This window comes from uncultured Reyranella sp. (genome assembly GCF_945957355.1).
Taxonomy (GTDB): domain Bacteria; phylum Pseudomonadota; class Alphaproteobacteria; order Reyranellales; family Reyranellaceae; genus Reyranella.
The window spans coordinates 1-26649 of sequence record NZ_CAMFKM010000023.1; the positions used below are offsets into that span (position 1 = coordinate 1).

Annotated in this window: 29 protein-coding genes; 13 read left to right on the forward strand and 16 right to left on the reverse strand. The window is 66.4% G+C overall.

Annotated features, from left to right (window positions below; translation table 11 throughout):
- Positions 1-762 (forward strand): TorF family putative porin (locus Q0Q48_RS25240; protein ID WP_295144370.1); only part of this gene is annotated, 762 nt, incomplete at its 5' end.
- A 172-nt stretch (positions 763-934) separates the two neighbouring features.
- Here the strand turns inward: Q0Q48_RS25240 and Q0Q48_RS25245 are convergent.
- The 6 genes from Q0Q48_RS25245 to Q0Q48_RS25270 form a co-directional block, all read right to left on the reverse strand.
- Positions 935-1444 (reverse strand): hypothetical protein, encoded by a 510-nt coding sequence (locus tag Q0Q48_RS25245; RefSeq protein WP_295144372.1) that lies wholly within the window; start codon positions 1442-1444, stop codon positions 935-937.
- 15 nt (positions 1445-1459) lie between these two features.
- The gene (cyoD, locus tag Q0Q48_RS25250; protein ID WP_295144376.1) at positions 1460-1771 is read right to left on the reverse strand and encodes a cytochrome o ubiquinol oxidase subunit IV; all 312 of its coding nucleotides are present in this window, start codon (positions 1769-1771) and stop codon (positions 1460-1462) included.
- The gene (cyoC, locus tag Q0Q48_RS25255; protein WP_295144378.1) at positions 1771-2370 is read right to left on the reverse strand and encodes a cytochrome o ubiquinol oxidase subunit III; all 600 of its coding nucleotides are present in this window, start codon (positions 2368-2370) and stop codon (positions 1771-1773) included. The genes cyoD and cyoC overlap by 1 nt, the downstream gene beginning before the upstream one ends.
- Complete coding sequence (gene cyoB, locus Q0Q48_RS25260; protein ID WP_295144381.1) at positions 2367-4340, reverse strand: cytochrome o ubiquinol oxidase subunit I; 1974 nt, start codon at positions 4338-4340, stop codon at positions 2367-2369. The genes cyoC and cyoB overlap by 4 nt, the downstream gene beginning before the upstream one ends.
- Before the next feature lie 3 nt (positions 4341-4343).
- Positions 4344-5192, reverse strand: coding sequence for a ubiquinol oxidase subunit II (cyoA, locus tag Q0Q48_RS25265; protein WP_295144384.1), 849 nt, complete (start codon positions 5190-5192; stop codon positions 4344-4346).
- 141 nt (positions 5193-5333) lie between these two features.
- Positions 5334-5720 (reverse strand): hypothetical protein, encoded by a 387-nt coding sequence (locus Q0Q48_RS25270; RefSeq protein WP_295144387.1) that lies wholly within the window; start codon positions 5718-5720, stop codon positions 5334-5336.
- Positions 5721-5910: 190 nt separating this feature from the next.
- Between Q0Q48_RS25270 and Q0Q48_RS25275 the strand changes: the two genes are divergently transcribed.
- Both Q0Q48_RS25275 and Q0Q48_RS25280 read left to right on the forward strand, forming a co-directional pair.
- Positions 5911-7080: an acetyl-CoA acetyltransferase gene (locus tag Q0Q48_RS25275; RefSeq protein ID WP_295144390.1), complete on the forward strand. Its 1170-nt coding sequence runs from the start codon at positions 5911-5913 to the stop codon at positions 7078-7080.
- A gap of 17 nt (positions 7081-7097) precedes the next feature.
- Entirely contained in the window at positions 7098-8054 is a 957-nt protein-coding gene (locus Q0Q48_RS25280) for a hypothetical protein (RefSeq protein WP_295144393.1), read from the forward strand.
- A gap of 50 nt (positions 8055-8104) precedes the next feature.
- Here Q0Q48_RS25280 and Q0Q48_RS25285 read toward each other — a convergent pair whose 3' ends face one another.
- Both Q0Q48_RS25285 and Q0Q48_RS25290 read right to left on the reverse strand, forming a co-directional pair.
- Complete coding sequence (locus Q0Q48_RS25285; RefSeq protein WP_295144396.1) at positions 8105-8902, reverse strand: SDR family oxidoreductase; 798 nt, start codon at positions 8900-8902, stop codon at positions 8105-8107.
- A gap of 47 nt (positions 8903-8949) precedes the next feature.
- Positions 8950-9375: a VOC family protein gene (locus Q0Q48_RS25290; protein WP_295144399.1), complete on the reverse strand. Its 426-nt coding sequence runs from the start codon at positions 9373-9375 to the stop codon at positions 8950-8952.
- A 67-nt stretch (positions 9376-9442) separates the two neighbouring features.
- On the opposite strand from Q0Q48_RS25290, the gene Q0Q48_RS25295 reads away from it, so the two are divergent.
- Positions 9443-10081 (forward strand): TetR/AcrR family transcriptional regulator, encoded by a 639-nt coding sequence (locus Q0Q48_RS25295; protein ID WP_295144402.1) that lies wholly within the window; start codon positions 9443-9445, stop codon positions 10079-10081.
- Here Q0Q48_RS25295 and xdhB read toward each other — a convergent pair.
- On the reverse strand, positions 10014-12332 hold the full coding sequence (gene xdhB, locus Q0Q48_RS25300; RefSeq protein WP_295144405.1) for a xanthine dehydrogenase molybdopterin binding subunit: 2319 nt from the start codon (positions 12330-12332) through the stop codon (positions 10014-10016). The two genes, Q0Q48_RS25295 and xdhB, sit on opposite strands and share 68 nt — an antisense overlap.
- A complete protein-coding gene (gene xdhA / locus Q0Q48_RS25305; RefSeq protein ID WP_295144408.1) occupies positions 12329-13714 on the reverse strand; it encodes a xanthine dehydrogenase small subunit in 1386 nt (461 codons plus the stop codon). The genes xdhB and xdhA overlap by 4 nt, the downstream gene beginning before the upstream one ends.
- A gap of 80 nt (positions 13715-13794) precedes the next feature.
- On the opposite strand from xdhA, the gene Q0Q48_RS25310 reads away from it, so the two are divergent.
- The 8 genes from Q0Q48_RS25310 to Q0Q48_RS25345 are packed head-to-tail and all read left to right on the forward strand — an operon-like array spanning position 13795 to position 21444.
- Positions 13795-14694, forward strand: a complete 900-nt coding sequence (locus Q0Q48_RS25310) for a polysaccharide deacetylase family protein (RefSeq protein WP_295144410.1) — start codon at positions 13795-13797, stop codon at positions 14692-14694.
- Position 14695: 1 nt separating this feature from the next.
- Entirely contained in the window at positions 14696-15619 is a 924-nt protein-coding gene (locus Q0Q48_RS25315) for a polysaccharide deacetylase family protein (protein WP_295144413.1), read from the forward strand.
- A gap of 3 nt (positions 15620-15622) precedes the next feature.
- Positions 15623-16957, forward strand: a complete 1335-nt coding sequence (locus Q0Q48_RS25320) for an MmgE/PrpD family protein (protein WP_295144417.1) — start codon at positions 15623-15625, stop codon at positions 16955-16957.
- 18 nt (positions 16958-16975) lie between these two features.
- Complete coding sequence (locus Q0Q48_RS25325) at positions 16976-18193, forward strand: ABC transporter substrate-binding protein (protein WP_295144420.1); 1218 nt, start codon at positions 16976-16978, stop codon at positions 18191-18193.
- Between the two features lie 4 nt (positions 18194-18197).
- Complete coding sequence (locus tag Q0Q48_RS25330; RefSeq protein WP_295144423.1) at positions 18198-19070, forward strand: branched-chain amino acid ABC transporter permease; 873 nt, start codon at positions 18198-18200, stop codon at positions 19068-19070.
- Positions 19067-20029, forward strand: coding sequence for a branched-chain amino acid ABC transporter permease (locus tag Q0Q48_RS25335; protein ID WP_295144427.1), 963 nt, complete (start codon positions 19067-19069; stop codon positions 20027-20029). Before Q0Q48_RS25330 ends, Q0Q48_RS25335 begins: the two co-directional genes overlap by 4 nt.
- Positions 20022-20750, forward strand: a complete 729-nt coding sequence (locus Q0Q48_RS25340; protein WP_295144430.1) for an ABC transporter ATP-binding protein — start codon at positions 20022-20024, stop codon at positions 20748-20750. The genes Q0Q48_RS25335 and Q0Q48_RS25340 overlap by 8 nt, the downstream gene beginning before the upstream one ends.
- Positions 20743-21444, forward strand: coding sequence for an ABC transporter ATP-binding protein (locus tag Q0Q48_RS25345; RefSeq protein ID WP_295144433.1), 702 nt, complete (start codon positions 20743-20745; stop codon positions 21442-21444). Before Q0Q48_RS25340 ends, Q0Q48_RS25345 begins: the two co-directional genes overlap by 8 nt.
- A gap of 8 nt (positions 21445-21452) precedes the next feature.
- On the opposite strand, the gene Q0Q48_RS25350 is transcribed toward Q0Q48_RS25345, so the two are convergent.
- From Q0Q48_RS25350 to Q0Q48_RS25370, 5 genes are all read right to left on the reverse strand, one after another.
- Complete coding sequence (locus Q0Q48_RS25350) at positions 21453-22607, reverse strand: NAD(P)/FAD-dependent oxidoreductase (protein ID WP_295144436.1); 1155 nt, start codon at positions 22605-22607, stop codon at positions 21453-21455.
- Positions 22604-22981, reverse strand: coding sequence for a fluoride efflux transporter CrcB (crcB, locus tag Q0Q48_RS25355; protein ID WP_295144438.1), 378 nt, complete (start codon positions 22979-22981; stop codon positions 22604-22606). The genes Q0Q48_RS25350 and crcB overlap by 4 nt, the downstream gene beginning before the upstream one ends.
- On the reverse strand, positions 22978-23997 hold the full coding sequence (locus Q0Q48_RS25360) for a P1 family peptidase (RefSeq protein WP_295144441.1): 1020 nt from the start codon (positions 23995-23997) through the stop codon (positions 22978-22980). Before Q0Q48_RS25360 ends, crcB begins: the two co-directional genes overlap by 4 nt.
- Positions 23994-24740, reverse strand: coding sequence for an SDR family NAD(P)-dependent oxidoreductase (locus tag Q0Q48_RS25365; RefSeq protein ID WP_295144444.1), 747 nt, complete (start codon positions 24738-24740; stop codon positions 23994-23996). Before Q0Q48_RS25365 ends, Q0Q48_RS25360 begins: the two co-directional genes overlap by 4 nt.
- A 65-nt stretch (positions 24741-24805) precedes the next feature.
- A complete protein-coding gene (locus Q0Q48_RS25370; protein WP_295144446.1) occupies positions 24806-25237 on the reverse strand; it encodes a CBS domain-containing protein in 432 nt (143 codons plus the stop codon).
- 82 nt (positions 25238-25319) lie between these two features.
- Between Q0Q48_RS25370 and queC the strand changes: the two genes are divergently transcribed.
- Positions 25320-26033, forward strand: a complete 714-nt coding sequence (gene queC / locus Q0Q48_RS25375) for a 7-cyano-7-deazaguanine synthase QueC (protein ID WP_295144448.1) — start codon at positions 25320-25322, stop codon at positions 26031-26033.
- Positions 26034-26037: 4 nt separating this feature from the next.
- Here queC and Q0Q48_RS25380 read toward each other — a convergent pair whose 3' ends face one another.
- Positions 26038-26556: a DUF4142 domain-containing protein gene (locus tag Q0Q48_RS25380; RefSeq protein ID WP_295144451.1), complete on the reverse strand. Its 519-nt coding sequence runs from the start codon at positions 26554-26556 to the stop codon at positions 26038-26040.
- Between the last annotated feature and the right edge of the window lie 93 nt (positions 26557-26649).

Below are 26649 nucleotides of genomic sequence, written 5' to 3' on the forward strand. Positions count from 1 at the left end.
CAGGGCACGCCCGATGCGGCGACCACGCCGGCGGCGCCCGAGAAGGAGACCTGGAAGGCTCCGTTCGGCGGCAACTTCACGGCCGGCTTCGCCGTCCTCAACGACTATTCCTATCGCGGCATCTCGCAGACCCAGCGCCAGATCGCCGTCCAGGCCGCCCTCGGCTACGAAACCCCAACCGTCAGCGAGAAGATCCCCCTCAGCGCCTATGTCGGCGCCTGGGGCTCCAACGTGAACTTCCCCGGCACCGGCACGACCGCCGAGATCGACCTCCTCACCGGCCTCAAGCTCAAGCTCATGGACGACAAGCTCACCTTCGACCTGGGCTACATCCGCTACAACTACCTCAGCGCCCCGTCGAACCTGTTCTACGACTTCAGCGAGTTCGGCCTCGTCGCCGGATACGATTTCGGCGTCGCACAGGTCAGCGCCGCCGTCCGCTACAGCCCCAACTTCTTCGCCAACTCCGGCAACGCCTGGTACAAGTGGGCCTCGGTCACTGTCCCCATGCCGTTCCTCTACGTGAACGAAAACGTCGCGTTCAAGGCCTTCGGCACGATCGGCAACCAGTACGTCGAGCGCAACATCAACTACGGCATTCCGAACGACAACTACTGGGACTGGCAGCTCGGCCTCGTCGTCTCCGTCTATGGCTTCGACCTCTCCGCCGTCTACACAGGCACCAACCTCAGCGTCCAGGACTGCCTCGGAACCCAGAACTGCGCCAGCCGCGTCATCCTCGGCATCGCAAAGGCGTTCTGATCTCTTTCACCTCCAACTCCCACACCACCACCTCATCCTGAGGAACCGCGCGAAGCGCGGTGTCTCGAAGGATGGGCAACAGACGCGGTGTGTGCGGCTCATGCTTCGAGACGGCTGCTTCGCAGCCTCCTCGGCATGAGGTTGGTGGTGGCGTTCTATCCGGTTGAAGAAGCTAGTGCCGGAACCGCAGGCTGACCGCCAGCATGCGCAGCGACAGGATGGCGAGGCTGAGGCCCAGCATCGCGAAGAGCAGGCTGGGTTCGGCCAGCGGCTGACCGCGATAGGGGAAGATCTGGCCGCCTATCAGCATGAACAGCCAGATGCCGCCCCAGCTCGCCATCTCGAAGAGCGATGCCGAGCCGGGAATGTAGGCCGGCGGCTTCTGGTAGGGCCCGAACCGCACCCGCCAGAACATGTAGGCCGAGGCCACGAGGAACCACAGGAAGCTCAGGAACTGCACCGCCGCCAGCAAGGTCACCGGCCTGGGAATACGACACCAGAAGGCCGGCATGCCGGCGGCGCAGAGACCGTCGAGGGCGCCTGCGGTCAAACCGAGCGCCGGCGTTTCCAGCGACAGGTTGGTGAGGGCGAGGTAGGCGAGAATCGTCGCTACGACGGGAGACAGGCCGACCGCCCATTCCCACCGCGCGAGCGGTGTCATCTTCGACTTGACTTGTGCCATCGAGAACGCCGTCGATTAAAGCAGCATGCGGCTGTGCAGGTCGAACATGATCCAGAAGCTGCCGCCCACCATGATGAACAGCAGGATGCCAGTGAAGACCAGTGCGAGCACATTCTCGCGCGGCGTGGTGGTGAAGTTGATGTGCAGGAAGAAGCGCAGATGGACCAGCACCTGCAACACGGCGGCAATGCCGATCACCAGAAGCGTGCGCTGTGGCGGCAGCGCGTGCGTGTAGACCAGCCAGAAGGGAACGGCGCTCAGGATGACGGCCAGCACGAAGCCTATCACGTAGGACCGAAGGCCATGCCCGGTTTCAGGATGTTCCATCACAGCAGTCCCGGCAGATAGACGATGGAGAAGATGCCGATCCAGGCAATGTCGAGGAAGTGCCAGAAGAGGCCGAGCCGGTTCAGCCGCGAGGCGACCGGCATCGTGAGCCCCTTGAACGCGACCTGGGCGCCCAGGACCACGATCCAGATCAGGCCCATCGTGACATGGACACCGTGCGTGCCAACCAGGGTGAAGAAGGCCGAGAGGAAGCCGCTGCGGTCCGGACCGGCGCCCTTGGCGATCATGCCGGCGAACTCGCGGACCTCGAGGAACACGAAGCCCGTACCCAGCAGGAAGGTGATGGCGAGCCAGGCCAGCACGGCACCGCGATTGCCGGCCTTCACCTGAAGGCTGGCGAAGCCGAAGGTCATGCTGGAGACCAGCAACAGCACCGTCTCGAGGGCGGCATTGTTCAGGTCGAAGAGCTGCTTGCCCGTGGGACCGCCGGCGGTGCCGGGGATCATGATGGCGTAGGTGGCGAACAGCAGGGCGAAGATCACCGCGTCGCCCATGAGATACAGCCAGAAGCCCAGCGCCCGCTGCTCGTGGGTCTCGATCTCCTCGCGCTCGTGCTCGCTCATATGGGCCACGCTCATGAGCGGCTCCCGAGCTGACGGTAGCGCTGGTCCTCGATGCGTTTCACCTCGGACGCGGACATGGTGAATTCCTGGTCGTCATTGGAGGAGCGCACGATCACGGCGGCGAACATGACGAGGCCGGAGGCGAGCACCAGCCACCAGATGTGCCAGACCATGGCAAACCCCAGGACGAAGCCAAAGGCGCCCAGGATCACGCCGATCGGCGTGTTGGAGGGAACGCGGATCGGTTCATAGGCGGCCGGCCGCCGATAGGCGGTGCCCTTCTCCTTCATCTCGAGGAAGGCCTCGCGGTCCGACACCGTCGGAATTACCGCGAAATTGTATGGCGGCGGCGGCGACGAGGTGGACCATTCCAGGGTGCGGCCGTCGAACGGGTCGCCCGTAAGGTCGCGCGTCTTGGCGCGGTCGCGTATCGAGACATAGAGCTGCATCACCATGCAGCCGATGCCGCAAAGGACGACCACGGCACCCGACGCCGCGACCAGCAGGTAGGGCTGCCAGGTCGGGTCGTTGTAGGTCTCCATGCGACGCGGCATGCCTTTCAGGCCGAGCAGGTAGAGCGGCATGAAGGCGAGATAGAAGCCGATGATCCAGCACCAGAAGGCGCCGAGGCCCCAGCCGCGATGGAAGGCGAAGCCGAAGGCCTTGGGGAACCAGTACATGTAGCCGGCGAGATAGCCGAACAGCACGCCCGGGATGATCATGTTGTGGAAGTGCGCGACCAGGAAGGTCGTGTTGTGCATCAGGAAGTCGGCCGGCGGGATGGCCAGCAGCACGCCGGTCATGCCGCCGATGACGAAGGTCACGATGAAGCCGATGCTCCACATCATCGACGGATGGAACTCGATGCGGCCGCGATACATGGTCAGCAGCCAGTTGAACACCTTCACGCCCGTGGGCACGGCGATGATCATGGTCATGACGCCGAAGAAGGCGTTGACGTTGGCGCTCGAGCCCATGGTGAAGAAATGGTGCAGCCAGACGGTGAACGACAGGATGCCGATCGCCGCCGTCGCATAGACCAGCGATTCGTAGCCGAACAGGCGCTTGCGCGAGAAGGTCGACACGACTTCGGAGAAGATGCCGAAGGCCGGCAGGATCAGGATGTAGACCTCCGGATGGCCCCAGATCCAGAACAGGTTGACGTAGTTCATCATGTTGCCGCCATGCGCATTCGTGAAGAAGTGCATGCCGGCGAGGCGGTCGAGGGCGAGCAGGCCGCAGGCCACGGTGATGGCCGGGAAGGCGAAGGCCATCAGGACCGAGGCGACGAGCGCGGTCCAGACGAAGGGCGTCATGCGCATCAGGGTCATGCCCGGCGCACGGCGCTTCAGGATCGTCACGATGAAGTTGATGCCCGACATGGTCGAACCGACGCCCGATATCAGGATGGCCCAGATCCAGTAGTCGACGCCGACGCCGGGATTATACTCGACGCCCGAATAGGGCGGATAACCGGTCCAGCCCGCGGTCGAGAACTTGCCGATGACCAGCGAGACCATGACCAGCGCCGCGCCCGCCGCGCTCAGCCAGAGGCTGACGGCGTTCAGCCATGGGAAGGCCACGTCGCGCGTGCCGATCTGCAGCGGCACGATGACGTTCATCAATCCGGTCATGAACGGCATCGCCATGAAGAAGATCATGATGGTGCCGTGCGAGCTGAAGATCTGGTCGAAATGCTCGGGCGGCAGGTAGCCGCCGGCGTTCAGCGCCATCGCCTGCTGGGCGCGCATCATCAGGGCGTCGACGAAGCCGCGCAGCAGCATGATCAGCGCCAGCACCACGTACATGATGCCGATGCGCTTGTGGTCGACGCTGGTCAGCCAGTCGGTCCACAGATACTTCCACGCCTTCAGGTAGGTCAGCACGACGGCCACCAGCAGCGCGCCGCCCACGGTGACGGCAGCACCGCCCGCGGCGATGGGGCTGTAGAACGGCAGCGCGTCGATCGTCAGTTTGCCGAACATCCGCTATCTCCGGACCGGCGCGGAGTGCGCGTGGCCGCTGTGCCTGTACTTATCGATGATCGAGTCGAACAGCCTGGGCTCGACGGTCGAATAGTAGGTGATGGGGTTGGCGCGGCTCTTCGCCGCCAGCGCCGGATAGGTCGTCGCGTCCAGCACCGCGCCACCCTGCTTGGCGCGGGCCACCCAGGCGTCGAAGTCGGCCTGGCTCATCGCCTGGACCTCGAAATGCTGCTGCGAATAGCCACCGCCGCTGTACTGGCTGTTGCGGCCGACGAAAGTGCCGGGCTGGTCGGCCAGCATCTGCAGCCGCGTCTGCATGCCGGCCATGGCGTAGATCTGCCCGGCGAGCTGCGGCACGTAGAAGGAGTTCATTACCGTGTCGGAGGTGATGCGCAGGCTGACCGGCCGGCCCGCCGGGAAGGCGAGCTGGTTCACCACGGCAATCCCCTGCTCCGGATAGATGAACAGCCACTTCCAGTCCTGGGCCACGACCTGGACGTCGAGCGGTGCTTCCTTGGACTCAAGCGGCCTGTAGGGATCGAGCCGGTGGGTACTGCGCCACAGGAGCACGGCGACAGCCATGACGATGAGGGCCGGGATCAGCCAGGTGAGCGCGTCGAGCCTGACGGAGTTGGCCCAGGTCGGGGTGTATACGGCCTTCGTGTTGGAGGCGCGATACCGGTAGGCGAACAGCAGAGTGAGGACGATGACCGGCACGATGACGAGCATCATCACGCAGAAGGCGTCGAACAGGAGATTCCGCTCAGCGAGCGCGATCGGCCCTTTGGGATCGATCACGGCGGCCCGCTTGAGGTCGCAGGCGCCCACGAAAAAGGCTACGCCGGCCGTCAAGGCCGCTCCCCGCCATCGAGTTACAGCCAGAGTCACGCTCCCCCGCCCGACCTATTGAACCGTCAGGCCAGAGTGAAGCTAGCTCATGTACAGAGCAACGATTCTTTTGTTGCGTTCAGGTCTTCGAAAACCGGCTGGCGATCAGGTCTTTTGTCCGGCCGGCGCGGGCGTCGAAGCCGGCGGGGTCTTGCCGGCGGGATCCTTCGCGGTGCAGACGTCGGCGCGCAGACGCTCCTTCAAGGTGGCGATCTGATCCTCGATCTGCTTGTTCGCGAGCTTCTGCTTCTCGATCTGCTCTTCCAGCGCCTTCACCTGCGCGGCGTCGGGACCGGCCGGCGCGGGGGGCGCCGGGGGCGCCGGCAACTGCACGGCGACGTTCACGATCGGACGGTAGAACAGGTACCAGCCCAGGCCGAGGCCGGCGGCGAGCAGGAAGAAGCCGCCCACGAGGCCGCCCAGAATCCAGGGCCAGCGGGGGGAAGGCTGCTCTTGGACCTGTCGTACGGGAGGCGGAAGGGCGTCGGCCATGTGCCAGTGAGGCTCCTTTGAAGGTGCCAGTCAACACCCGGCGCGCGGCGAAAATTGGGCGTGGGATGGGCCGCCCGGAGGCCCTTGCACCGTTCGGCGAGCGGTATATGTGTATATGCACACAATGGCGCCTCTCGACCCGTCGCGCGGTCGCGTCTAGGGTCCCCGCCACGAACCAAGGAGAGATCCCATGACCGCCTGTATCGTCGGTTGGTCCCACGGCAAATTCGGCAAGCTCGATGGCGAGACCAGCGAATCTCTGATCGTCAAGGCGGCCTCCGAGGCCATCGCCCACGCCGGCATCGAGCCCAGGGACGTCGACGTGATCTACGTCGGCAACATGAACGGCGGCTTCGTGCGCCAGGAGTTCCATTCCTCGCTGCCGCTGCAGGCCCACCCCGACCTGCGCTTCAAGCCCTCGACCCGTGTCGAAAATGCCTGCGCCACCGGCTCGGCCGCGATCCACATGGGCCTGAACACCCTGGCCGCCGGCAAGGCGCGCTTCGTGCTGGTGGTTGGTGTCGAGAAGATGACCGAGCTCAATTCCGCTCAGGCGGGCGAGGTGCTGATCAAGGCTTCCTACGTCGCCGAGGAAGCCACCATCGAGGCGGGCTTCGCCGGCATTTTCGGCAAGATCACCTCGGCCTACTTCCAGCGCTACGGCGACAAGTCCGACGCGCTCGCCAAGATCGCGGTCAAGGCGCACAGGAACGGTGCGAAGAACCCGTTCGCGCACTTCCAGAAGGAATTCGCCTACGATTTCTGCCGCACGCCGTCGGACAAGAACCCGTTCGTCGCCGGCCCGCTGAAGCGCACCGACTGCTCGCCCGTCACCGACGGCGCGGCGGCGGTGATCCTGACCGACGTCGGCACGGCGCTGGGCATGAAGCAGGCGATCGCCTTCCGGGCCGCCGAGCACGTCAACGACTTCCTGCCGATGAGCCGGCGCGACATCATCAAGTTCGAGGGGCCGCAGTTCGCCTGGCAGCGGGCGCTGAAGTCCGCGCATCTCGACCTGCTCGACCTCTCTTTCGTCGAGAGCCACGACTGCTTCACCTCGGCCGAGCTGATCGAATACGAGGCGATGGGTCTCACCGCGCCGGGCGAAGGCGAACGCGCCATTCATGAAGGCTGGGTCGAGCGCGACGGCAAGCTGCCGGTCAACGTCTCAGGCGGCCTCAAGGCCAAGGGCCATCCGGTCGGCGCCACCGGCGTCAGCATGCACGTGATGTCGGCCATGCAACTTTCGGGCACCGCGCCGGAAGGCCTGCAACTGCCCAAGGCGAAGCTGGGCGGCGTGTTCAACATGGGCGGTGCCGCCGTCGCCAACTATGTGAGCATCCTCGAGCCGCTGCGCTAGCCCAAGGGCGAAACCACGTGCGCACCGTCGGCCACCGCGAGAGCGAGGCCATCCTGGGGGCCATGCGCCAGGTGGCGCTGGCCGGGGGTCATGCGCTCTCCTACGCCGACACGGCGAGCATCCTGGCGGCGGGGCACTATCTGCTGCGCCGCCGCGACCTCACCGATCCCGGCACGCTTCCCGCGGTCGAGCCGACCGACCTCGTCGCGACCCTGAAGGACCGCGAGCTAGCAGAAGAGGCAGTAAAGTATCTCGCCATCATGGCGATGGTTGACGGCACGCTCGATCACGGCAAACTGAAGCGCGTGCTGGAATACTCCCGCGCGCTCGACATCGAGGCCGACTACCTGACCGACCTCGTCGAGGCGGCCTCGGGTCATCTCGCCTGGGCCACCGCCGACATGTGGCGCAAGAATTTCGACAGCGTGCTCAGCCGTTCCTCCGCAGGCCTCGACCCGAATACCTGGATCCGTCCCTATGCCGGCGCCAATGCTGACCCCGCGCTGGTCGCGCGCTACGAGGCGTTGGGCAGTCTGCCGCAGAACAGTTTCGGCAAGGCCCTGTGGGATTTCGACAAGACCAACGGCTACCCCTTCCCCGGCGATCCGGCGGCGCTCAATGCGGCCTTCGGCACGGCACACGATTCGACGCATGTGATCTCAGGCTACGACACCAGCGCGCGTGGCGAGTTGCTCGTCTCGACCTTCACGGCCGGCATGCATCCGATCAACCCGATGAGTGGCCACATCCTCCCGGTGATCTTCTTCTTCCATTTCGGCGAGCAGCTGAACGATGTCGGCCACGCCGGCAAGGGCGGCCTAGATCCGGACGAGTTCTGGCACGCCTGGGCCCGCGGCGCCGAGATGACGACCGACCTCTTCGACCCGAAATGGAATGTCTGGGACTGGGTCGAGCACGACCTCGACGAGTTGCGCCGCCAGTGGAACGTGACGTCGCCGGGAAACCGGCGTTAGGGCGAAATCAAATCCTCCCCCGTAAGACGGGGGAGGAGATGAGGTTGGCCTCACACCACCGGGCTTGCGCCGCCGTCGACGTTGATGGCGACACCGGTGATGAAGGAGCCGGCATCGGAGCAGAGGAAGCAGGCCATGCGGGCGAATTCCTCGGCCTTGCCCATGCGGCCGAGCGGGATGCGGCCCTTGGCCATGCCGGCCAGGAACTCCTCATAGGTCTTGCCCTCGCCGGCCGGTCCCTTGTGACGGCGCGCCCACTGGTCGCTCTCGATGAGACCCACCAGCATCGCATTGACGAGGATGTTGTCCTTGGCGAGCTCCTGGCTCATCGCCTTGGTGAGCGCGAGGCCCGCCGCGCGGCTGACGCTGGTCGGCGTCGAGTTGGCGGTCGGCGCCTTCGCGCCGATGTTCAGCACGTTGACGATGCGGCCCCACTTGCGCTCGCGCATGCCGGGGATCGCCGCACGGCTGAGACGGATGGCGGCGAAAAGCTTGAGGTCGAGGTCGCCCTGCCAGTCCTCGTCGGTCACGGTCTCGAACGACTTGGCGTGGCTGATGCCGGCATTGTTCACGACGATGTCGACCTTGCCGAACTCGGCCTCGATCTTCTTGAACGTGTCGGCGATGGGCTCGGCCTTCGCCACGTCGCAGGAATAGGCCTCGATCTTGATGTTGGCCTTGCCCGCCGCCTTCTGCACCTCGGCCTTGGCCGCTGCCAGCGCATCCTGCTTGCGGGCCAGCAGCGCCACCGAGGCGCCCGACGCCGCGAACTCCTTGGCCATGGCGAGGCCGAGGCCCGTGCTCGCGCCGGTGATCACGGCCACGCGGCCATCCATACGTACGTCCATCTTGTCCTCCCGAAATCGGCGAAATCGGGCGACACCATATCCATCGATCAGCGGGGCAGCGAGTCCGGCGCGTATTGCTGGGCGAACTCGGCGCTGGGCGGGATCGGCTTGATGACGTCGATGGCAATGCCGTTGGGATCCTCGGTGATGAAGTGCCGCTGGCCGAAAGGCTCGTCGCGCAGCGGCAGGTGAATCTTCAATCCATCTGTCTGCGCCTGCGCATAGAGCGCATCGACATCGTCGACCTCGACGTTCACCAGCACGCCCGTCGCCTTCTTGCGGAATGGCACGGGAATCGTCTCGTGGCGATAGTCGAGGATGGCGAGGTTCGCCTTGTCCGATTCCGCGCTGGTCAGATGGACGTACCAGTCCGCCTCGAAGGCGCGGCGAAATCCGAAATGCTTCTCCCAGAAGGCGACGGTGCCGGCGACGTCGTCGGTGCAAAGCACGGTGTAGAACTCCCTGAGCTGCATTGCCCTCTCCTCCGTTGCGATTTACATACAGTCAGTATGTGAAGCGATTTAGATACAGGCTGTATGTATGTCAAGGCCCCGAACCCAGGCCGAGCGGCTGGCCGTCACGCGCGCGACGCTGCTGCGGGAGGCGCGGCTGATCTTCGCCGCCTCCGGCTACGATGCCGCGGCAACCGAGGAGATCGTGCAGCGGGCCGAGGTGACACGCGGCGCGCTCTATTATCACTTCAAGGACAAGCGCGCGGTGTTCGAGGCCATCGTCGAGGAGGTGGCGCGCGAGATCGCGGCGGCGATCGACAAGAAGGCCGAGCCCGTCGGCGATCCGCTGCAGGCGCTGATCGAGGGCACCCGCGCCTTCCTCGATGCCTGCCTCGATCCCGCCGTGCGCCGCATCTACCTGATCGATGCGCCCGCCGTGCTGGGCTGGCATCGCTGGCGCGAGATCGATGCGCCGCACGGGCTGCGCTCTCTGCGCGAGGGAGTCGCGGCGGTGCTGACGGCGCGTCCCAATCCGGGCCTCGGCGTCGAACCGGTCTCGTTCCTCCTGTCCGGCGCCTTCAACGAAGCCGCCCTGTGGGTCGCCGAAGCCAAGGACGAAAAGGCTGCGCGCCGCGAGATGGACCGCACGCTGGTCCAGCTCATGGAGCGCCTGTTCGGGTCTCCCGGCGAACCTGCCCGACCGCCGCGAGCACGCGCTCGGGCGTAGCCGGCGCATCGAGCCGCACGCCGACCTTTCGGTCAGCCACCGCGCCGATCGCATCCTTGAGCGCCGTCCAGACCGCGGTCGCCAGCATCAGCGGCGGCTCGCCCACCGCCTTGGAGCGGAAGATCGTCGCCTCGCGCGAGGGGGCGTTCTCGAGCAGCCTGACGTTGAACACCGGGGGCACGTCGCGGCTGCCGGGGATCTTGTAGGTCGACGGGCCCGCCGTGCGCAGCCGGCCGCTGGCGTCCCACCACAGCTCCTCGCAGGTGAGCCAGCCCTGGCCCTGCACGAAGGCGCCCTCGATCTGGCCGAGGTCGATGGCGGGATTGAGCGATTCGCCGCAATCCTGGACGAGGTCGGCGCGCAGCACGCGGCTCTCGCCGGTCAAGGTGTCGATCGCGACCTCGGCCATCGCGGCGCCGAAGGAGAAATAGAAGAACGGCCGGCCGTGCATCGTGGCGGGATCCCAGTGGATCTTCGGCGTCTTGTAGTAACCCGTCGCGGACAGCGAGACGCGGCCGAGCCAGCACAGCCGGGCCAGTTCGCCGAAGGTCAGCACCTGGTTGCTGCCGGGCCTGGCGATGCGCACGGTGCCATCGGCGAATTCTATATCGGTATGGGCGACACCGAAATGCTCGGCAGCAAACGCGACCATGCGGCTGCGGATCGTGTTCGCAGCGTCCCAGGCCGCCCAGCCGTTGAGGTCCGAGCCCGTCGAAGCCGCGGTCGGCGAGGTGTTGGGCACCTCGGCGGTCGAGGTGGCGGAGGGGCGGATGCGGTCGACATCGACCTGGAACACCTCGGCCACCACCTGGGCCACCTTGATGAACAGCCCCTGCCCCATCTCGGTGCCGCCATGGTTCAGGCGGATCGAGCCGTCGGTATAGACATGCACCAGCGCGCCGGCCTGGTTCATGTGCGGCAGGTTGAAGGAGATGCCGAACTTCAGCGGGAAGAGTCCCAGCCCGCGCTTCAGCACGGGATTGGCCGCATTGAAGGCGTCGATCTCGGCACGCCGCCGCTCGAGTGCGCCACCGGCCTTCACTTCGGCCCAGCAGCGCTCCAGATGATTCTCGTCGACCGTCTGGCCGTAAGGCGTTTCGTCCCTGCCCTCGGCATAGAAGTTGAGCGCGCGGACCTCGATTGGATCGCGACCGAGATGATGCGCGATCCGGTCGAGTGCATCTTCCATCACCACGACGCCCTGCGGTCCGCCGAAGCCGCGGAAGGCGGTGTTCGACTGCTTGTTGGTGCGGCAGGCATAGCCGACGGCGCGGAAGTGCGGAATCCAGTAGGCGTTGTCCGTATGGGTGAGCGCCCGCGTCACGACCCCGGGAGTCATGTCGAGGCTCCAACCGGCATCTGCCGCCAGCACGGCGTCGAGCGCCAGCACGCGGCCCTCGCCGTCGAAACCCACCGTGTAGCGATAGTCGAAGCCATGGCGCTTGCCGGTCGTCAGCATGTCGACCTCGCGCGGCAGCCGCAGCTTCACCGGCCGGCCGGTATGGTTGGCCGCGACCGCCGCCGCGGCCGCGACCCAGGTGGCGTTGCTCTCCTTGCCGCCGAAGCCACCGCCCAGACGACGCACCACCGCCGTGACGCGATTGAAGTCCCAGCCCAGCACCCGGGCGCAGACATGCTGGACCTCGGTCGGATGCTGGGTCGAGGAATGGACGGTGATGTCGCCGTCCTCGCCGGGCAGGGCAAAGGCGATCTGGCCTTCGAGATAGAAATGCTCCTGCCCGCCGACGCTGAATTCGGCGGTGAGCCGATGCGGCGCGCCGGCCAGCGCCGTCTCCGGGTCGCCGCGCAGAATCGTGGCCGGCGCCTGCACGTAGGATTCGCGGGCGAGCGCCGTCGCGATGTCGAGGACCGGCTCCTCGGCCTCGATCTCGACGACCACATTTCCGGCGGCGGCCCGCGCGGCATCGAGGCTCTCCGCAACGACCATCGCCAGGGTCTGGCCCGCGAACTCGACCCGATCGACGGCGAACAGCGGCTCGTTCTTGCCGATGGCCGCGATATCGTTGCGGCCGGGAATGTCTGCCGGTCCCAGCACCGCCACCACGCCCGGCATTGCCGATGCCGTCGAGAAATCGGTCTTCACGAGTCGTCCGAAGGCGACCGTGCTCAGCACCAGGGCACCATGCAGCGTACCCGGCGGCTCGGGCATGTCGTCGATATAGAGCGCCTGTCCCGTGACGTGCTTCAGCGCGCTGTCGTGACGGCGCGCGACGTGGACCTTGCCGCTCACAGCGCCTCGACCTCCAGCACGCGCCCCGGCTCGGCGAGGCGCAGTTCCAGCCGCCGTAGCAGGTTGGCCGCGACCTGCTGACGATAGGCCGCGGAGCCGCGCCAGTCGTCGAGCGGCTTGAAGTCGCTCTCCACCGCGGCGATCGCGGCCGCAAATCCGTCCTTCAGCAGGGCCGCCTCGGCCGCAGGAGCCCGGCACGGCGTCGCCGCCATGCCGCCGAAGGCCAGACGCGCATCCTCGATCCTGCCGTTGCGGATGCGCACGCGATAGGCACCGGCGACGGTCGAGATGTCCTGGTCGCGGCGCTTGCTCACCTTGTCGCAATGGAAGGTCTCACCCTCCCACAGGCGCGGCATCGAGAGGCTCAGGATGATCTCGTCCGGCGCCAGCGCGGTCCTGCGATAGTCGAGGAAGAAATCATCCAGCAGGATCTCGCGCACGCCCCGCTTCGAGACCAGCATCAGGCTTGCTTCCAGCGCCAGCAGTACCGGCGGCATGTCGCCGATCGGCGAGGCCGTGCCGATATTGCCGCCGATCGTGCCCATGTTGCGGATCTGCCGCGACCCCAGCCGCGAGAGATAGGCGCGCAAGGCAGGGAAAGCCTCGATCAGGGTCGGCGCCGCCGCCGTGTAGGTGACCGCCGCGCCGATCGTGATCTTGTCCGCCGTCGACGAGATCGCGGCCAGCTCCGGCACGTGCACCAGGTTGATCACCGCCTTCGGCGGCTTGCGCTCGCGGCTCGCCAGCAGGCCGAGATCGGTACCACCGGCCAGCAGCAGCGCCTCGGGATGGGCGGCACGCAGGGCCAGCAGTTCGTCGAGACTACGCGGCGCGAAGAAGGCGTCCTCGAAGACGGTCGACGTCGGTCGCGGCGAGGTAAGCGACGCGGGCGGTGGCTCGACGGCCAGGTCGGCAATCCGCGTCATCGCCTCCACGATCGGCCGGTAGCCGGTGCAGCGGCAGAGATTGCCGGCCAGCGCTTCGTGGATCGCGTTCGGATCCACAGTCCCACCGCTGCTGGCGTAGGCCACGGCCGACATGACGAAGCCTGGCGTGCAGAAGCCGCATTGCGTGGCGTCGGCGTTGGCCATCGCGACCTGGACCGGATGCGGTCCGCCGTCGGCGCCGCGCAGCCCTTCGACCGTGCGCACCGACTGGCCGTCGAGCTGCCCCAGCAGGACGATGCAGGAATTGACCGCGTCACGGCGGCCCTCGCGCTCCAGCACCACGGTGCAGGCGCCGCAATCGCCTTCCGCGCAGCCTTCCTTGGTGCCACGCAGGCCGCGATGGTCGCGCAGCCAATCGAGCAGGGTCGTCATCGGCGGAACGCCGACGATCTCCACTTGCCTGTCATTGAGGGTGAACCGAACGTTATCCGCCATGCGAACAGGATGCTGGGCGTTGAAGTGCAACGCAACACGTGTTGCACTCGGCATGCCAACCCAAGAAAGAAAGTCCCCGGATGGACCCCTATCGATTCGGCTATTCCCCCATCGTCGAGCGGCCGAAGCTCTCCTGGCCCAACAATGCCAGGGTCGCAGTCTGGGTCTGCCCCAACATCGAGCACTACGAATACATCCCGGCCGAGGTGCGCGTGCGCAATCCGTGGCCGCGCATGCCGCATCCCGACGTACTGGGCTATGGCGGCCGCGACTACGGCAACCGGGTCGGCCTATGGCGCATGTTCGAGGTGCTGGACAAGCACAGCATCCGCTGCACCGTCTCGCTCTCCATGTCGGTGATCGAGATGTATCCCGAAATCCTCGAGGCGATGGAAGCGCGCCGCTGGGAGTATATGAGCCACGGCTACTTCAACACGCGCTATCACTGGGGCTATGAGGAACAGGAAGAGCGCGAGGTCATCGAGCACAGCAAGGCGACGCATCTCAGGCTCACCGGCCGCAAGCTGCGCGGCTGGTTTTCGCCCGCCGTCTCCAACACGCTGAACACGCCCGACCTCGTGAAGGAAGCCGGCCTCGAATATTTCTGCGACTTTTATCACGACGACCAGCCGACGCCACTCGCCACCAAGCACGGCCCCTTGATCCACGTCCCCTATTCCATGGATCTCAACGACGCGATGATCTACCGCCAGCCGGTCGAGGCGGAGGAATTCGCCCAGATGATCACCGACCACTTCGACACGGTCTATCGCGAGGGCGGCGAGAACGGCCGGGTCATGTGCCTCGCGCTGCATCCCTACATGATGGGCGCGCCGCACCGCCTGAAGCATCTCGACCGCGCATTGTCCTACATCCGCAAGCACAAGGATGCCTGGGTCTGCACCGCCGAGGAGATCCTCGACTGGTACACCGCCAACGGGCTGAAGCCCTACCAGCAGCATCTCGGGAAGGAGGCGTGACATGAGTACCGTTCCCAAGAACCCGCCGCCGCTGCCCGCCGGGATGGACAATCCCTGGTACGACTACGCGCCCTATCCGAAGCGGCCGAAGCTCAACTGGCCGCGCAACGCCCGCGTCGCCTTCTACGTCGTGCTGCATCTCGAATACTACGAGCTGCTGCCGCCCGAGGGCATCGTGAAGGACAGCCGCTTCACCGGCGAGTTCGGCACCTACCATCCGGACTACCGCACCTGGACGCAGCGCGAATACGGCAATCGCACCGGTATCTTCCGCGTCCTCGACGTGCTCGATCGCTACCAGATCCGCGCCGGCGTGGCCGTCAACGCAATGGCGGCGGAGCGCTATCCCTTCCTGATGGAGCAGTTCCGCAAGCGGAACTACGAGATCATCGGCCATGGCGTCTCGGCCAATCGCATGATCAGCTCGAAGATGAGCGAAGCCGAGGAGAAGCAGGAGATCGCGACTTCGATCGCCGCGATCGAGCAGGCGACCGGCGCGGCGCCCAAGGGCTGGCTCGGCCAGGAATTTGGCGAGAGCCAGCGCACCCCGAAGCTTCTGGCCGATGCCGGCCTCGACTACGTTCTGGACTGGCCCAACGACGACCAGCCCTATGCGATGCATGTCGGCGACGGAAGGAAGTTCGTCTCGCTGCCGAACCAGCCGGAATGGGACGACGTGCAGCAGCTCTGGCTGCGGCGCATCAACACCACGCGCTATCCCGATATCGTGGGCGACGCTTTCGAGCTGCTGCATCACGAGGGCGGCCAGGTGTTCAACCTGTCGATCCATCCCTGGCTGATGGGCATGGCCCATCGCATCAAGTATCTCGACGAGGCGCTGCGGCGGGTCGAGCGCTTCGGCAATGTCTGGCAGGCGACACCCGGCGACGTGGCCAAGCACTATCGCGAAACGTTGATGGGCTGACGCGTGACCGCCTTCTGGCTCGATACGCTCGCGGAATTCATCGCCGACTTCCGCCTCGAAACGCTGAAGCCCGCCACCGTCGAACAGACGACCTACGTCATCCTGGACACGATCGGCGCCATCGTGGGCGGCGCGGCCGAGCCCGAGATGCAGGCGCTGACGGCCAGGCTCACAGTCAGCCCGGTTGGCGAGGCTTCCGTGATGGGCACCGGCAAGACCGCCGTGTCGGCCGCCGCCGCGTTCCTGAACGGCACCGCGGGCACCTTCCTCGAAATGGACGAAGGCAACCGCTTCGCCAAGGGACATCCCTCGATCCACGCCCTGCCCGCCGTCTGGGCCATGGCGGAGATCAAGGGCCTCTCCGGCAAGGCTGCCATGGAAGCGCTGGTGCTGGGCTATGAGGTCGGCGCGCGAATCGGCATCGCGGCCTCGCTGCGGCCCGACATGCATCCGCATGGAACCTGGGGCACGGTGGGGGCCGCCGCCGCGGTCGCCAGGTTGCTGGGCTACGATGCGGCGCGGATCCGCGAGACGATCAACGTCGCCTCCTCCCTGACCCTCGCCAGCTCCAAGCGCACGATGCTGGAGGGCGGCACGGTGCGAAACGCCTATGCCGGCATCTCGAACCGCATGGCGCTGATGGCGATCGACCTCGTCGAGACTGGCTTCATCGGCGAGCGCGACGGGCTTTCCAGTGTGTTCGGCAAGGTCGTGTCGGAGCGCTTCGACACGGCACGCATGACCGACGGGCTGGGACGCGACTGGCAGATCGACCAGAACTATTTCAAGCTCCATTCCTGCTGCCGCTACAATCACGGCGCCCTCGACGCGCTCGACAATCTGCTCGCGAAGGAGTCCGTCGCCGCCGATGCAGTCGAGCGTGTGGACGTCGCGAGCTACCTCTATGCCGCCGAACTCGACGACCAGGCGCCGCGCAATACGCTGGCCGGCAAGTTCTCCGTGCCCTTCGCCGTGGCCACGCGGCTGGTGCGCGGCTCGTCCCGGGTCGAGAACTTCACCTGGGACGCCCTGCGCGACGAGCGGGTCTTGGCGCTCGCCAAGCGCGTTTTCGTGGTCGAGGACAAGGCGATGACGGCGAAGCTTCCGCAGTTCCGACCGGCAAGGGTCGACGTCCGCCTGCGCGACGGCCGCACGCTCTCGGCATCCGTCGAAGCCAATCGCGGCGACGACCAGGATCCCTATTCGCGCGACGAGCTTACGGGAAAGTACTTCTCGCTGACGGCACGGATGTTGCCTCACGAGGTCGCCGACGAAATGCGCAAGAAGATTCTGGCTTTGGACAAGGTTGCCGACATACGCTCGATCTTCGCTCGTTGACCCGCCGGGAGGGCTCTCATGACCAAGCAACGGACGTCTGGGGTTTCGCGCCGGACCTTCCTCGCGGGTGGCACGGCACTGACGATCGGCGCACCCGGATTGGCCGGCGCCCAGCCGGCCGCCGTGAAGGTCGGCCTGATCCATCCCGTCACCGGCTTCGTGGCCTATAACGGCCAGCAGAGCCGGCTCGGCGGCACGATGGCCATCGAGGACGTGAACAAGGCCGGCGGCATCAAGTCGATGGGCGGCGCAAAGCTCGAGGCGCTGCTGGGCGACAGCCAATCCAAGGTCGAGGTCGGTGTCAGCGAAGTCGAGAAGATGAACGAGCAGGGCGTGGCCGCCTATATCGGCTGCTTCCAGAGCCCGGTCGGTATCGCCGCCAGCCAGGCCGCCGCCAAGTATGGCACACCCTTTCTGGTCGATGTCGGCGCCTCCGACCTGCTGATGAGCCGCGGGCTCAAGAACGTGTTCCGCCTGAAGCCGGGCTTCGGCGTCTGCGTCGACGACGGCATCGCCTCTCTGGGCGCCCTCAACAAGGCCGCCAACAACGTCGCCAAGACGGCCGTGATCGTCCACGAGTCCGGCGAGTTCGGCACCGGCACGGCCAAGCTGCTGGCCAGCAAGCTGCCCTCGATCGGCATCGCAGCGAAGGAGCTGATCGCCCACGACAATCCGACCCGCAACTTCGATAACATCGCGCTGCGCATCCGCTCGCTGGCCCCCGACATCGTCATGATGTCGAACTACGGCAACGAGTACATGCTGCTGGCGCGCACGCTCTATCAGCAGAAGGTGAACGTCGCGGGCTTCTTCTCAATCCTGGGCGGCGGCTTCAACTACAAGTTCGTCAAGGAGATGCCCGACGTCTCCCAGTACATGATGGACGTGAACCACTGGTACAACCCGAAGAGCCCGCAGGCCCAGGCGCTCAAGAAGCGCGTCGAGGCGACTGGCGCCCTGTTCACCTTCGAGGTCTACCTCACCTACAGCAATGTCATGCTGCTGGCGGATGCGCTGGAGCATGCGGGTTCGGCTGACAAGGAGAAGCTCATCGCGGCGCTGGCCGCCTCGACCTTCAAGGCCGAGCTGATGCCCTATGGGCCGACCAAGTTCGTCAACGGCCAGAACCAGGGCGGGCGTCCGGCGACCATGCAGTCGCTCAAGGGCGAGATCGAGGTGATCGCTCCCGAGGAGTTCGCCTCGGCCAAGGCAGTGTTCCCCAAGCCGAAGCTCTGAAGGCGTGTTCGATCCCGCCTTTCTTCTCGCGGGCGTCCTGAACGGCCTTCTGGCCGGTGGCATCTACGTCCTGGTCGCGGTCGGCCTGACGCTGATCTACGGCGTCCTGCACATCATCAACTTCGCCCATGGCAGCCTGCTGATGCTGGCCATGTATGCCGTCTTCTATCTCTGGCGGCTGATCGGCATCGATCCCTATGCCGCCCTGCCGGTGGTGACCGCCGGCGCTTTCGGCTTCGGCTACGTGCTCTATCGTCTGCTGATCGGCCGCTACAGTCACGGGCGCGACGAGAACATCCTGCTGATCACGCTGGGCCTCTCGATCGTGATCGACAATGTCGCGCTGCTGTTCTTCGGCGGCGACACGCAGACGATCGACGTGCCCTATGCCGGCAGCTTCGTGGAGGTCGGCGCCGCCTTCCTGCCGCTGCCCAAGATCATTTCGTTCGGCGCCTCGCTGGTGATCTGCGCGGCGCTCGGCCTCTACATGGCAAAGAGCGACATGGGCAAGGCGATCCGCGCCGTCGCCAGGGAGAGGCAGGGCGCGCGGCTCGTCGGCATCGATGTCGAGAATGTCTTCGCCGTCTCCTACGGCATCGGCATCGCCTGCCTCGGCGCCGCCGCCTGCCTGCTGATGCCGACCTACTACGTGACGCCCACGTCGGGCCATGCCTTCGTGCTCGTGGCCTTCACCATCGTCGTGCTGGGCGGCATGGGCAGCTTCGCGGGCGCGGCGGTAGGCGGCTTCCTCATCGGCATCACCGAATCGCTGGGCGGGCTCTTCCTGGGCGAGCAGCTCGGCCAGATCGGCATTTCGCTGATCTTCATCCTGATCCTGCTGCTGAAGCCCACCGGCCTGTTCGGGAGCAAGGCGTGAACCGCCCTCTCCTCTTCTGCGTGCTGGGCCTCGCGGCCGCGATCGCCTACCCGCTGCTGGTGCCGAACTATCTCGTCACGATCGGCATGCTGGTCTTCTTCACCGCCTTCATAGGCCAGTCCTGGAACATCGCCGGCGGCTTTGCGGGGCAGACCTCGTTCGGCCATGTCGTGTTCTTCGGCACCGGCGCCTATACGTCGACCATCCTGCAGGTGACCTGGGGCTGGAACCCGTGGCTCGCCTGGCCCGTCGCCATGGCGGCGGGCGGTGCCGTCGGCTGGATGATCGCGCTGCTCTCCTTCCGCGCCGGCTTGCGCGGTTCCTACTTCGCACTGATCACGCTGGCCTTCGCCGAGGTCTTCCGCATCCTCGCCAACTCGGTGCCCTTCACCAAGGGCGGTCTCGGCATGCTGATCAAGGCCGACCCGAGGCCCATCAATTTCCAGTTCAAGGACCCGATCTGGATCTACTACCTCGCCCTGCTGCTGTGCATCGTCTCGCTGCTGATCGCCTGGCAGCTCACGCGCAGCCGCTTCGGCGCGCGGCTGGTGGCGATCCGCGAGAACGAGGATGCGGCGCGGGCCCTGGGCATCGACGTCTTCGCCGAGAAGGTGAAGGTGCTCACTTTGTCCGGCGCGATGTGCGCCGCCGGCGGCACTTTCTACGCGCAGAAGTACCTCTACATCGATCCCGGCATCGCGTTTGGCGTGGACAAGTCGGTCGAGATGCTGCTGGTCAGCATGGTCGGTGGCGCGGGCACGATCTTCGGACCGTTGATCGGCTCGTTCACCCTGATGGGCATCAACGAGGTGACGCGCTGGCTGGCCAGCGTCGTGCCGGCCCTCAAGAACGTCCAGCCGCTCAGCCTCGTCGTCTACGGCATCATGCTGATCCTGATCGTGGCACGTCTGCCCGACGGGCTGATGAGCCTGTTCCGCAGGAAGCCGCGCCATGCTTGAGGTGCGCGACATCTCCAAGTCCTTCGGAGGCCTCAAGGCCGTGGACAGCGCCTCGCTCGACGTGGCCGCGGGCGAGATCGTCGGGCTGATCGGGCCCAATGGCGCCGGCAAGACGACCCTGTTCGCGACCATCGCAGGCTTCCACCGGCCCGATGGCGGCGCGGTCTCGTTCGAGGGCAAGCCGATCGGGGGACTCGCGCCGCATCGCATCTGTGCCGCGGGCATGGTGCGCACCTTCCAGATCACACAGCCCTTCGCCGGCATCAGCGTGCGCGAGAACATCATGGTCGGCGCCTACCTCCACACCGCCGATCGCCGCGCGGCCGCGCGCGAGGCCGAGGTGGTAGCGGCGCTGGTCGGTATGACGGACCAGCTCGACCAGCGCGGCGCCGACCTCACCGTCGCCGGCCGCAAGCGGCTCGAACTGGCGCGCGCCCTGGCGACCGGGCCGCGGCTCCTCCTGCTCGACGAGGTGATGGCCGGGCTCAATCCGACGGAGATCGTCGAGATCGTGGGCGTGATCCGGAACATCCGCGCCTCCGGGGTCACCATCCTGCTGATCGAGCATGTCATGCAGGCGGTAACCTCGCTGGCCGAGCGGGTCTACGTGCTGAACCAGGGTCGCCTGATCGCCGAGGGAACACCGGCCGCCATTGCCGACAATGAAATGGTGATTGAGGCCTATCTCGGCCACGGCGCCGCCAAGGTGCTGCGTGCTTGAGATCGCGGCGCTGCACGCGGGCTATGGCGCCATCGAAGTGCTGCGCGGCGTCGACCTCAGCATAGGGGCCGGCGAGATCGTGGCGCTGCTGGGCAGCAACGGCGCGGGCAAGTCGACGCTCAACAACAACGTGTCCGGCCTCTACCGGCCACGCGGCGGCTCGATCCGCTTCGACGGGGAGGAGATCGCGGGCGCCTCCTCGATGGACATCGTAGAGGCAGGCCTGGTGCAGGTGCCGGAGGGTCGCCGCGTCTTTCCCAACCTGTCGGTGCGCGACAATCTCGAGCTCGGCAGCTATCGCCGCGGCAAGCCCAACCGTGTCGCCAATCTGGAGCGGGTGCTGGCGACCTTCCCGCGCCTGCGCGAGCGGCTGACCCAATCGGCCGGGACGCTGTCGGGCGGCGAGCAGCAGATGCTGGCAATCGGCCGCGGCCTGATGGGCGAACCCCGGCTGCTGATCCTCGACGAACCCTCGCTCGGCCTGTCGCCACTCCTCGTCGAGGAGATGTTCGGCCTGATCGGCCAGCTCAACCGGCAGGGGCTCGCGATCCTGCTGGTCGAGCAGAACGTCGTGCAGTCGCTCTCCATCGCCCACCGCGCCTATGTGCTGGAGAACGGCCGCATCGCACTATCGGGCAGCGCCGCCGACCTCGCCCGCGATCCCGAGCTGCGGCGCAGCTATCTGGGCCACTGACGAAGCGCTCAGACCGACTCGCCCGCGACCCAGCCCGACGACCAGGCCCACTGGAAATTGTAGCCGCCCAGCCAGCCGGTGACGTCGACCGCCTCGCCGATCGCGAACAGACCCGGGACCTTTTTCGCTTCCATCGTCTTCGACGACAGCCCATCCGTGTCGATGCCTCCCAGGGTGACCTCGGCCTTGGCATAACCCTCGGTGCCGGTCGGCACGAAGGTCCAGGCCTTCAGGCGCGTCGCCTGCGCCTCGAGATCGCGGTCGCGCTGGTTGGCCATGAGGCCTTCTGGCGCGCGACTCTGCGCCAGGCGCTGCGGCAGTATTTCAGCGAGGACCGTGCGCAACTCGGCCTTGGGCCGCGTGCGCTTTCGCTCCTTGAGAAAGCTCGCAGCGTCGAGATCGGGCAGCAGGTCGACGGTGATCTCCTGTCCAGGCTTCCAGTAGGATGAGACCTGCAGGATCGCCGGGCCGGAAAGGCCGCGATGGGTGAACAGCAGCGCCTCGCGGAAGCGCGCGCGGCCGCAGCGCGCCTCGACGTCGAGCGACACGCCGCTGATCTCCGGCACAGGCAGGGTGAGCGGCACCAGCGCCGGCCGCGTGTCGGTGACACGCAGCTTGAAGTGGCGCGCCACCTCGTGCGCGAAGCCGGTCGCGCCCATCTTCGGGATCGAGAGCCCACCGGTCGCCAGCACGACGGAGGCCGCGGAGAAATCGCCGCGGTCCGTCGTCACGATGAAACGATCCGCCTTCTCGACTCGCGCCACCTTGTGCGCCACCCGCACGTCGACGCCTGCCGCAGCACATTCGTCGAGCAGCATGGCCACGATTTGCCGTGCCGAGCCGTCGCAGAAGAGCTGTCCCAGAGTCTTCTCGTGCCAGGCGATCTTGTGCTTGTTCACCAGCGCGATGAAGTCGTGCTGCGTGTAGCGCGCCAGCGCCGACTTGCAGAAATGCGGATTGGCCGACAGGAACGCCTCTGGCCGCGCGTCACGATTGGTGAAGTTGCAGCGACCGCCCCCCGAGATCAGGATTTTCTTGCCGACCTTCTCGGCATGGTCGAGCAGCAGGACCCTGCGGCCGCGCTGGCCCGCCCGCATCGCACACATCAGTCCCGCGGCGCCGCCGCCCAGGATGACGACGTCGAACGTCTGCGGCTGGCTCACGCCAGCGCCTTGCCCATGATCCAGAGCGCCGCTGCCAGTCCTGCGATCGCACCGGCGACCGAACCGCCGACATAGAGGGCCGCCATCAGATATTCATGCCGCTCCCACAGCAGCACGGAATCGAGCGAAAAAGCGGAGAAGGTCGTGAAGCCGCCCATCACGCCGGTCGCCAGGAACAGCCGGTAGTGAGCGGCGGCGCCGACGCGCTCGGCGAACCAGCCGGTGATCAGGCCCATCACGATCGAGCCCAGGATGTTGATCACCAGCGTGTGCCAGGGAAAGTGCGACCCCAGGAGCCGCGCCACCCAGATGTTCATCCCATGGCGCGCCGCACCGCCGATGCCGGCGCCCACGAACACGATCAGGTAGCTCATCGGCGACCGCCTCCGAACTTCGTCTTCCAGTCCGGCACGGCATTCGGGAACGGCAGGGCTGTCGCCTCGTAGACACCGCGTGCGACGGCACGGGCGAGGCAATCGGCAGCAACCGTGCCCAGCTCCGTCAGGATCGGCGGATCGCCGCCGCGGCCTGCCTTGCCGGTGGCGGCTGCGAATACCGTGTCGCCATCGTTCGGCGCATGCACGGGACGCAGCGACTTCGACAAGCCATCGTTCGCCATGATGGCCAGCCGCTTGCACTCCGCCTTGGTGAGCGCGGCATCGGTCGCAACCAGCGCGATGGTCGTGGCCGTGGCCGGCAAGGGCTGCCCCTTGAAACGCAGCTTCAGCGCATCAACGGGAAGCTTCTCGGGCCAGCCCAGGCCACCAAATTCTTCGCCCTGCTCGTAGGCGCCGGCCCAGAAATGCGGGCCGCTGCCGATTGTGGCTGCACCGACGGCGTTGACCGCGACAAGGGCGCCGACGGTAAAGCCCTGGCTGGTCTTCGCGCTGGTCGAACCGAGGCCGCCCTTGAGTCCGGCGGTCGTCGCACCGACACCCGCACCGGCCGTGCCCAGCGCGAAATCATGCGCCGCGACCAGGGCGGCATCGCGGCCGAGATCCCAGTACGGCGGCTTGTACTTCACTGGCTCGCGCATCCAGTCCTTTTCGCCGCCATTGATCAGGTCGAACAGGATCGCCTGCACCGCCACGGGAATGGCGAGGCCACCGAAGGTGCGGCCCTGGCCGCGCTGGCAGAGCACGGCCGACGCGCCCCCCGCGGCGTCGAGCCCGTAAACGGACCCGCCCGAGAGCACGACGGCGTCGATCATCTGGCCGACCATTTCCGGCTCGAGCGAGGTGCCCATCCGGTCGCCAGGCGCACCGCCCAGGGTCGCGATGCTGGCCACGGCGCCCTGCTCGAAGATCGCAACCGTGGCGCCGGTGGCGGCACGCATGTCTTGCGCGTTGCCGACCAGCACGCCGGGCACGTCAGTGATCAGGTTTCTCATGTCAGGAACTCACCGCCATTCACGTGGATCGTCTGGCCGGTGATGAAGGTGCCGTCCGGCCCGACCAGCAGGCGCACCATCGCCGCGATCTCCTCGACCGTACCGAAGCGCTTCAGCGGAATCGGACGGTTCACCGCCGGACGCGCGCCCGCCGCAGCACCGCGCGTCGTGTCGATGGCGCCGGGCGCCAGCGCATTGCAGGTGATCCTGTGCGGCGCCAGCTCGACCGCCAGCGCCCGCATCAGCCCTTCGAGGCCCGACTTCGACGCCGACACATGACAGCGGTTGGGCGTACCGACATGGGTGGAGATGCCGGACAGCGCCACGAAGGCACCGCCGCCGCGCGCCACCATCTGGGGCACGATCGCCTTGCCCAGCAGGAAGGCGCCGTCGAGCGCGACCGACATGATCTCGCGCCACTCCTCGAACGACATGTCGAGGAAGGAAGTCTGTCGACGCAGGCCGGCATTGCTCACGAGGATATCGACGCCACCGAACTTCGCCGCGGCTTCCTGCGCGAGGCGCGGCGGCACGGCCGGATCGGCGACGTCGCCCATCGCGGCCATCGCCTTGCCGCCGGCAGCCTCGATCTCGCCGACGACGGCATCGACCGCCGTCCTGTCCGAACGCCCGTTGACCACGATGGCCGCGCCGTCGCGCGCCAGGGTCAGCGCAATGGCGCGACCGATATTCTTGCCCGCGCCCGTCACCAGCGCGACTTTTCCTTGCAGGGGTGATGACATGCCTTCTCCGCCCAGGGTCCGGCGGGGACCCTAGCGGAGATCGTGGTCGAACTTAAGCGCAGCCGTCAGCCGGCGACGATGTAGGCCCGCAGCGCCTCGGTCTCATGCTGGGCCTCTTCGAGACGCGCCTTCACGACGTCGCCGATCGACACGAGGCCCAGCAGTTCGCCATGGCGCACCACCGGCAGGTGGCGGAAGCGACCGCTCGTCATGAGCTGCATGACATGGTCGATCGAATCGTCGGGGTCGCAGGTCACGACATCGCGGGTCATGATGGTGCGCGCCTCGAGGTCGAGGGCGGCGGCGCCGTGCCTGGCGAAGGCGTGCACGAGGTCGCGTTCGGAAACGATGCCGGCGACCGAATCGTCGGAATCGAGAATCAGCACCGAGCCGATGTGGCGCGTGCTGAGCTGCTGGGAAATCTGGCCGACCGACGTGCCCGGTGCGACCGTGTGAACGAGACCGCCCTTACGCGACAGGATATCGGAGACGAACATGAGTTCCTCCCTCTGTGGTGGATGGGTCTGCCGAACGCCAACGCTGTAGCGCGGAGGGAGGTGGCGGGCGATAAAGCCCCTCATGAACGATGCCCGATCTGCCCTCGTCCTCTTCTCCGGTGGACAGGACTCCACCACGTGTCTGGCCTGGGCGCTAGAGCGATTTGCGCATGTCGAGACGGTCGCTTTCGACTACCGCCAGAGGCACCGAATCGAGCTGGATCAAAGGCTTGTCGTCCTCGACCAGATCCGGCACCGCTTTCCGCACTGGGCGGAAAGGCTGGGCGAAGACCATTTCATCGACATGGGTGTGCTGGGACAAATCAGTGACACGTCGCTGACCCGGGACGTCGCCTTCGCGATGGAGAAGGACGGGCTGCCCAACAGCTTCGTGCCCGGCCGCAATCTGCTCTTCTTCACATTCGCGGCTGCCGTGGCGTGGCGGCGCAACATCCGCAACCTGGTCGGGGGGATGTGCGAGACGGATTTCTCCGGCTATCCCGACTGCCGCGACAATACGATCAAGGCGCTTCAGGTCACCCTGAACCTCGGCATGGACCGCTCCTTCGTGCTCCACACGCCGCTGATGTGGCTCGACAAGGCCGAGACCTGGGGCCTTTCAAACGAGCTGGGCGGATCGCCGCTGGTCGAGCTGATCCTGGAACACACCCACACCTGCTACGACAGCGTGCGCGGCGCGCGGCATGAATGGGGATATGGATGCGGCGAATGCCCCGCCTGCGCCTTGCGCAAGCGGGGCTTCGTCGCGTGGCGCGAGGGCAGGAGCTCGCTGTAGCGGCCTAGCGGCCGCCGGCGAGCTGGCGCGCGCCGGTCAGGTTCTGCTGGACCTTTGGAAGCTGCCCCTGGGCAAACCGGCGCAGCGCGCCGTTGCCGCCGTCCTGCGAGTAGGCGCCGTACTGCGCATTGGCATCGATATGTGCGGCGAGCTGGGCGTTGGCATAGGCGGTGTCGAACTCGACCCCTTGCAGCACGTTCAGCCGCTGCAGTGTCGCGGTCCAGCCCGGCGCGTTGCTGGGATCGGGCGCGTAGGAGACACCCGCTTCCTGTCGCGCCTTGCTCAGATACTGGGCGGCCTCGGTCTGGTCGGCCACCATGCGGGCCGCAAAGCCGCGGACGTTCTCGTTCGTCGACCTGGCGAGCGCGAGCCGGCCAGAAGCGATCTCGAAATCGTTGAACTCCTGGGCAAATCCCACGAAGCGAGCATCGGGCAACGCGTTGACGGCGAAGACGGCAGTGGCGGGAACGACCGACAGGGCGGCGACGCCGAACAGGATCGAGCGGCGGGCGATGGGCTGCATGAAATGTCTCCTGGATTGTGTGCGAAGCAACGCAACCATTGCGGGCGGGTTCCTCGGGGTTCCAGCGTCGCGGCGGACCTGCTAGGAGCGCCG

Bases quoted from the DNA above. Each gene is read 5' to 3' on its own strand.
- Q0Q48_RS25245 (WP_295144372.1), bottom strand. From the start codon at position 1,444: ATGGCACAAGTCAAGTCGAAGATGACACCGCTCGCGCGGTGGGAATGG.
- cyoD (WP_295144376.1), bottom strand. From the start codon at position 1,771: ATGGAACATCCTGAAACCGGGCATGGCCTTCGGTCCTACGTGATAGGC.
- cyoC (WP_295144378.1), bottom strand. From the start codon at position 2,370: ATGAGCGTGGCCCATATGAGCGAGCACGAGCGCGAGGAGATCGAGACC.
- cyoB (WP_295144381.1), bottom strand. From the start codon at position 4,340: ATGTTCGGCAAACTGACGATCGACGCGCTGCCGTTCTACAGCCCCATC.
- Q0Q48_RS25270 (WP_295144387.1), bottom strand. From the start codon at position 5,720: ATGGCCGACGCCCTTCCGCCTCCCGTACGACAGGTCCAAGAGCAGCCT.
- Q0Q48_RS25275 (WP_295144390.1), top strand. From the start codon at position 5,911: ATGACCGCCTGTATCGTCGGTTGGTCCCACGGCAAATTCGGCAAGCTC.
- Q0Q48_RS25285 (WP_295144396.1), bottom strand. From the start codon at position 8,902: ATGGACGTACGTATGGATGGCCGCGTGGCCGTGATCACCGGCGCGAGC.
- Q0Q48_RS25290 (WP_295144399.1), bottom strand. From the start codon at position 9,375: ATGCAGCTCAGGGAGTTCTACACCGTGCTTTGCACCGACGACGTCGCC.
- Q0Q48_RS25295 (WP_295144402.1), top strand. From the start codon at position 9,443: ATGTCAAGGCCCCGAACCCAGGCCGAGCGGCTGGCCGTCACGCGCGCG.
- xdhA (WP_295144408.1), bottom strand. From the start codon at position 13,714: ATGGCGGATAACGTTCGGTTCACCCTCAATGACAGGCAAGTGGAGATC.
- Q0Q48_RS25310 (WP_295144410.1), top strand. From the start codon at position 13,795: ATGGACCCCTATCGATTCGGCTATTCCCCCATCGTCGAGCGGCCGAAG.
- Q0Q48_RS25315 (WP_295144413.1), top strand. From the start codon at position 14,696: ATGAGTACCGTTCCCAAGAACCCGCCGCCGCTGCCCGCCGGGATGGAC.
- Q0Q48_RS25325 (WP_295144420.1), top strand. From the start codon at position 16,976: ATGACCAAGCAACGGACGTCTGGGGTTTCGCGCCGGACCTTCCTCGCG.
- Q0Q48_RS25340 (WP_295144430.1), top strand. From the start codon at position 20,022: ATGCTTGAGGTGCGCGACATCTCCAAGTCCTTCGGAGGCCTCAAGGCC.
- crcB (WP_295144438.1), bottom strand. From the start codon at position 22,981: ATGAGCTACCTGATCGTGTTCGTGGGCGCCGGCATCGGCGGTGCGGCG.
- Q0Q48_RS25360 (WP_295144441.1), bottom strand. From the start codon at position 23,997: ATGAGAAACCTGATCACTGACGTGCCCGGCGTGCTGGTCGGCAACGCG.
- Q0Q48_RS25365 (WP_295144444.1), bottom strand. From the start codon at position 24,740: ATGTCATCACCCCTGCAAGGAAAAGTCGCGCTGGTGACGGGCGCGGGC.
- Q0Q48_RS25370 (WP_295144446.1), bottom strand. From the start codon at position 25,237: ATGTTCGTCTCCGATATCCTGTCGCGTAAGGGCGGTCTCGTTCACACG.
- queC (WP_295144448.1), top strand. From the start codon at position 25,320: ATGAACGATGCCCGATCTGCCCTCGTCCTCTTCTCCGGTGGACAGGAC.
- Q0Q48_RS25380 (WP_295144451.1), bottom strand. From the start codon at position 26,556: ATGCAGCCCATCGCCCGCCGCTCGATCCTGTTCGGCGTCGCCGCCCTG.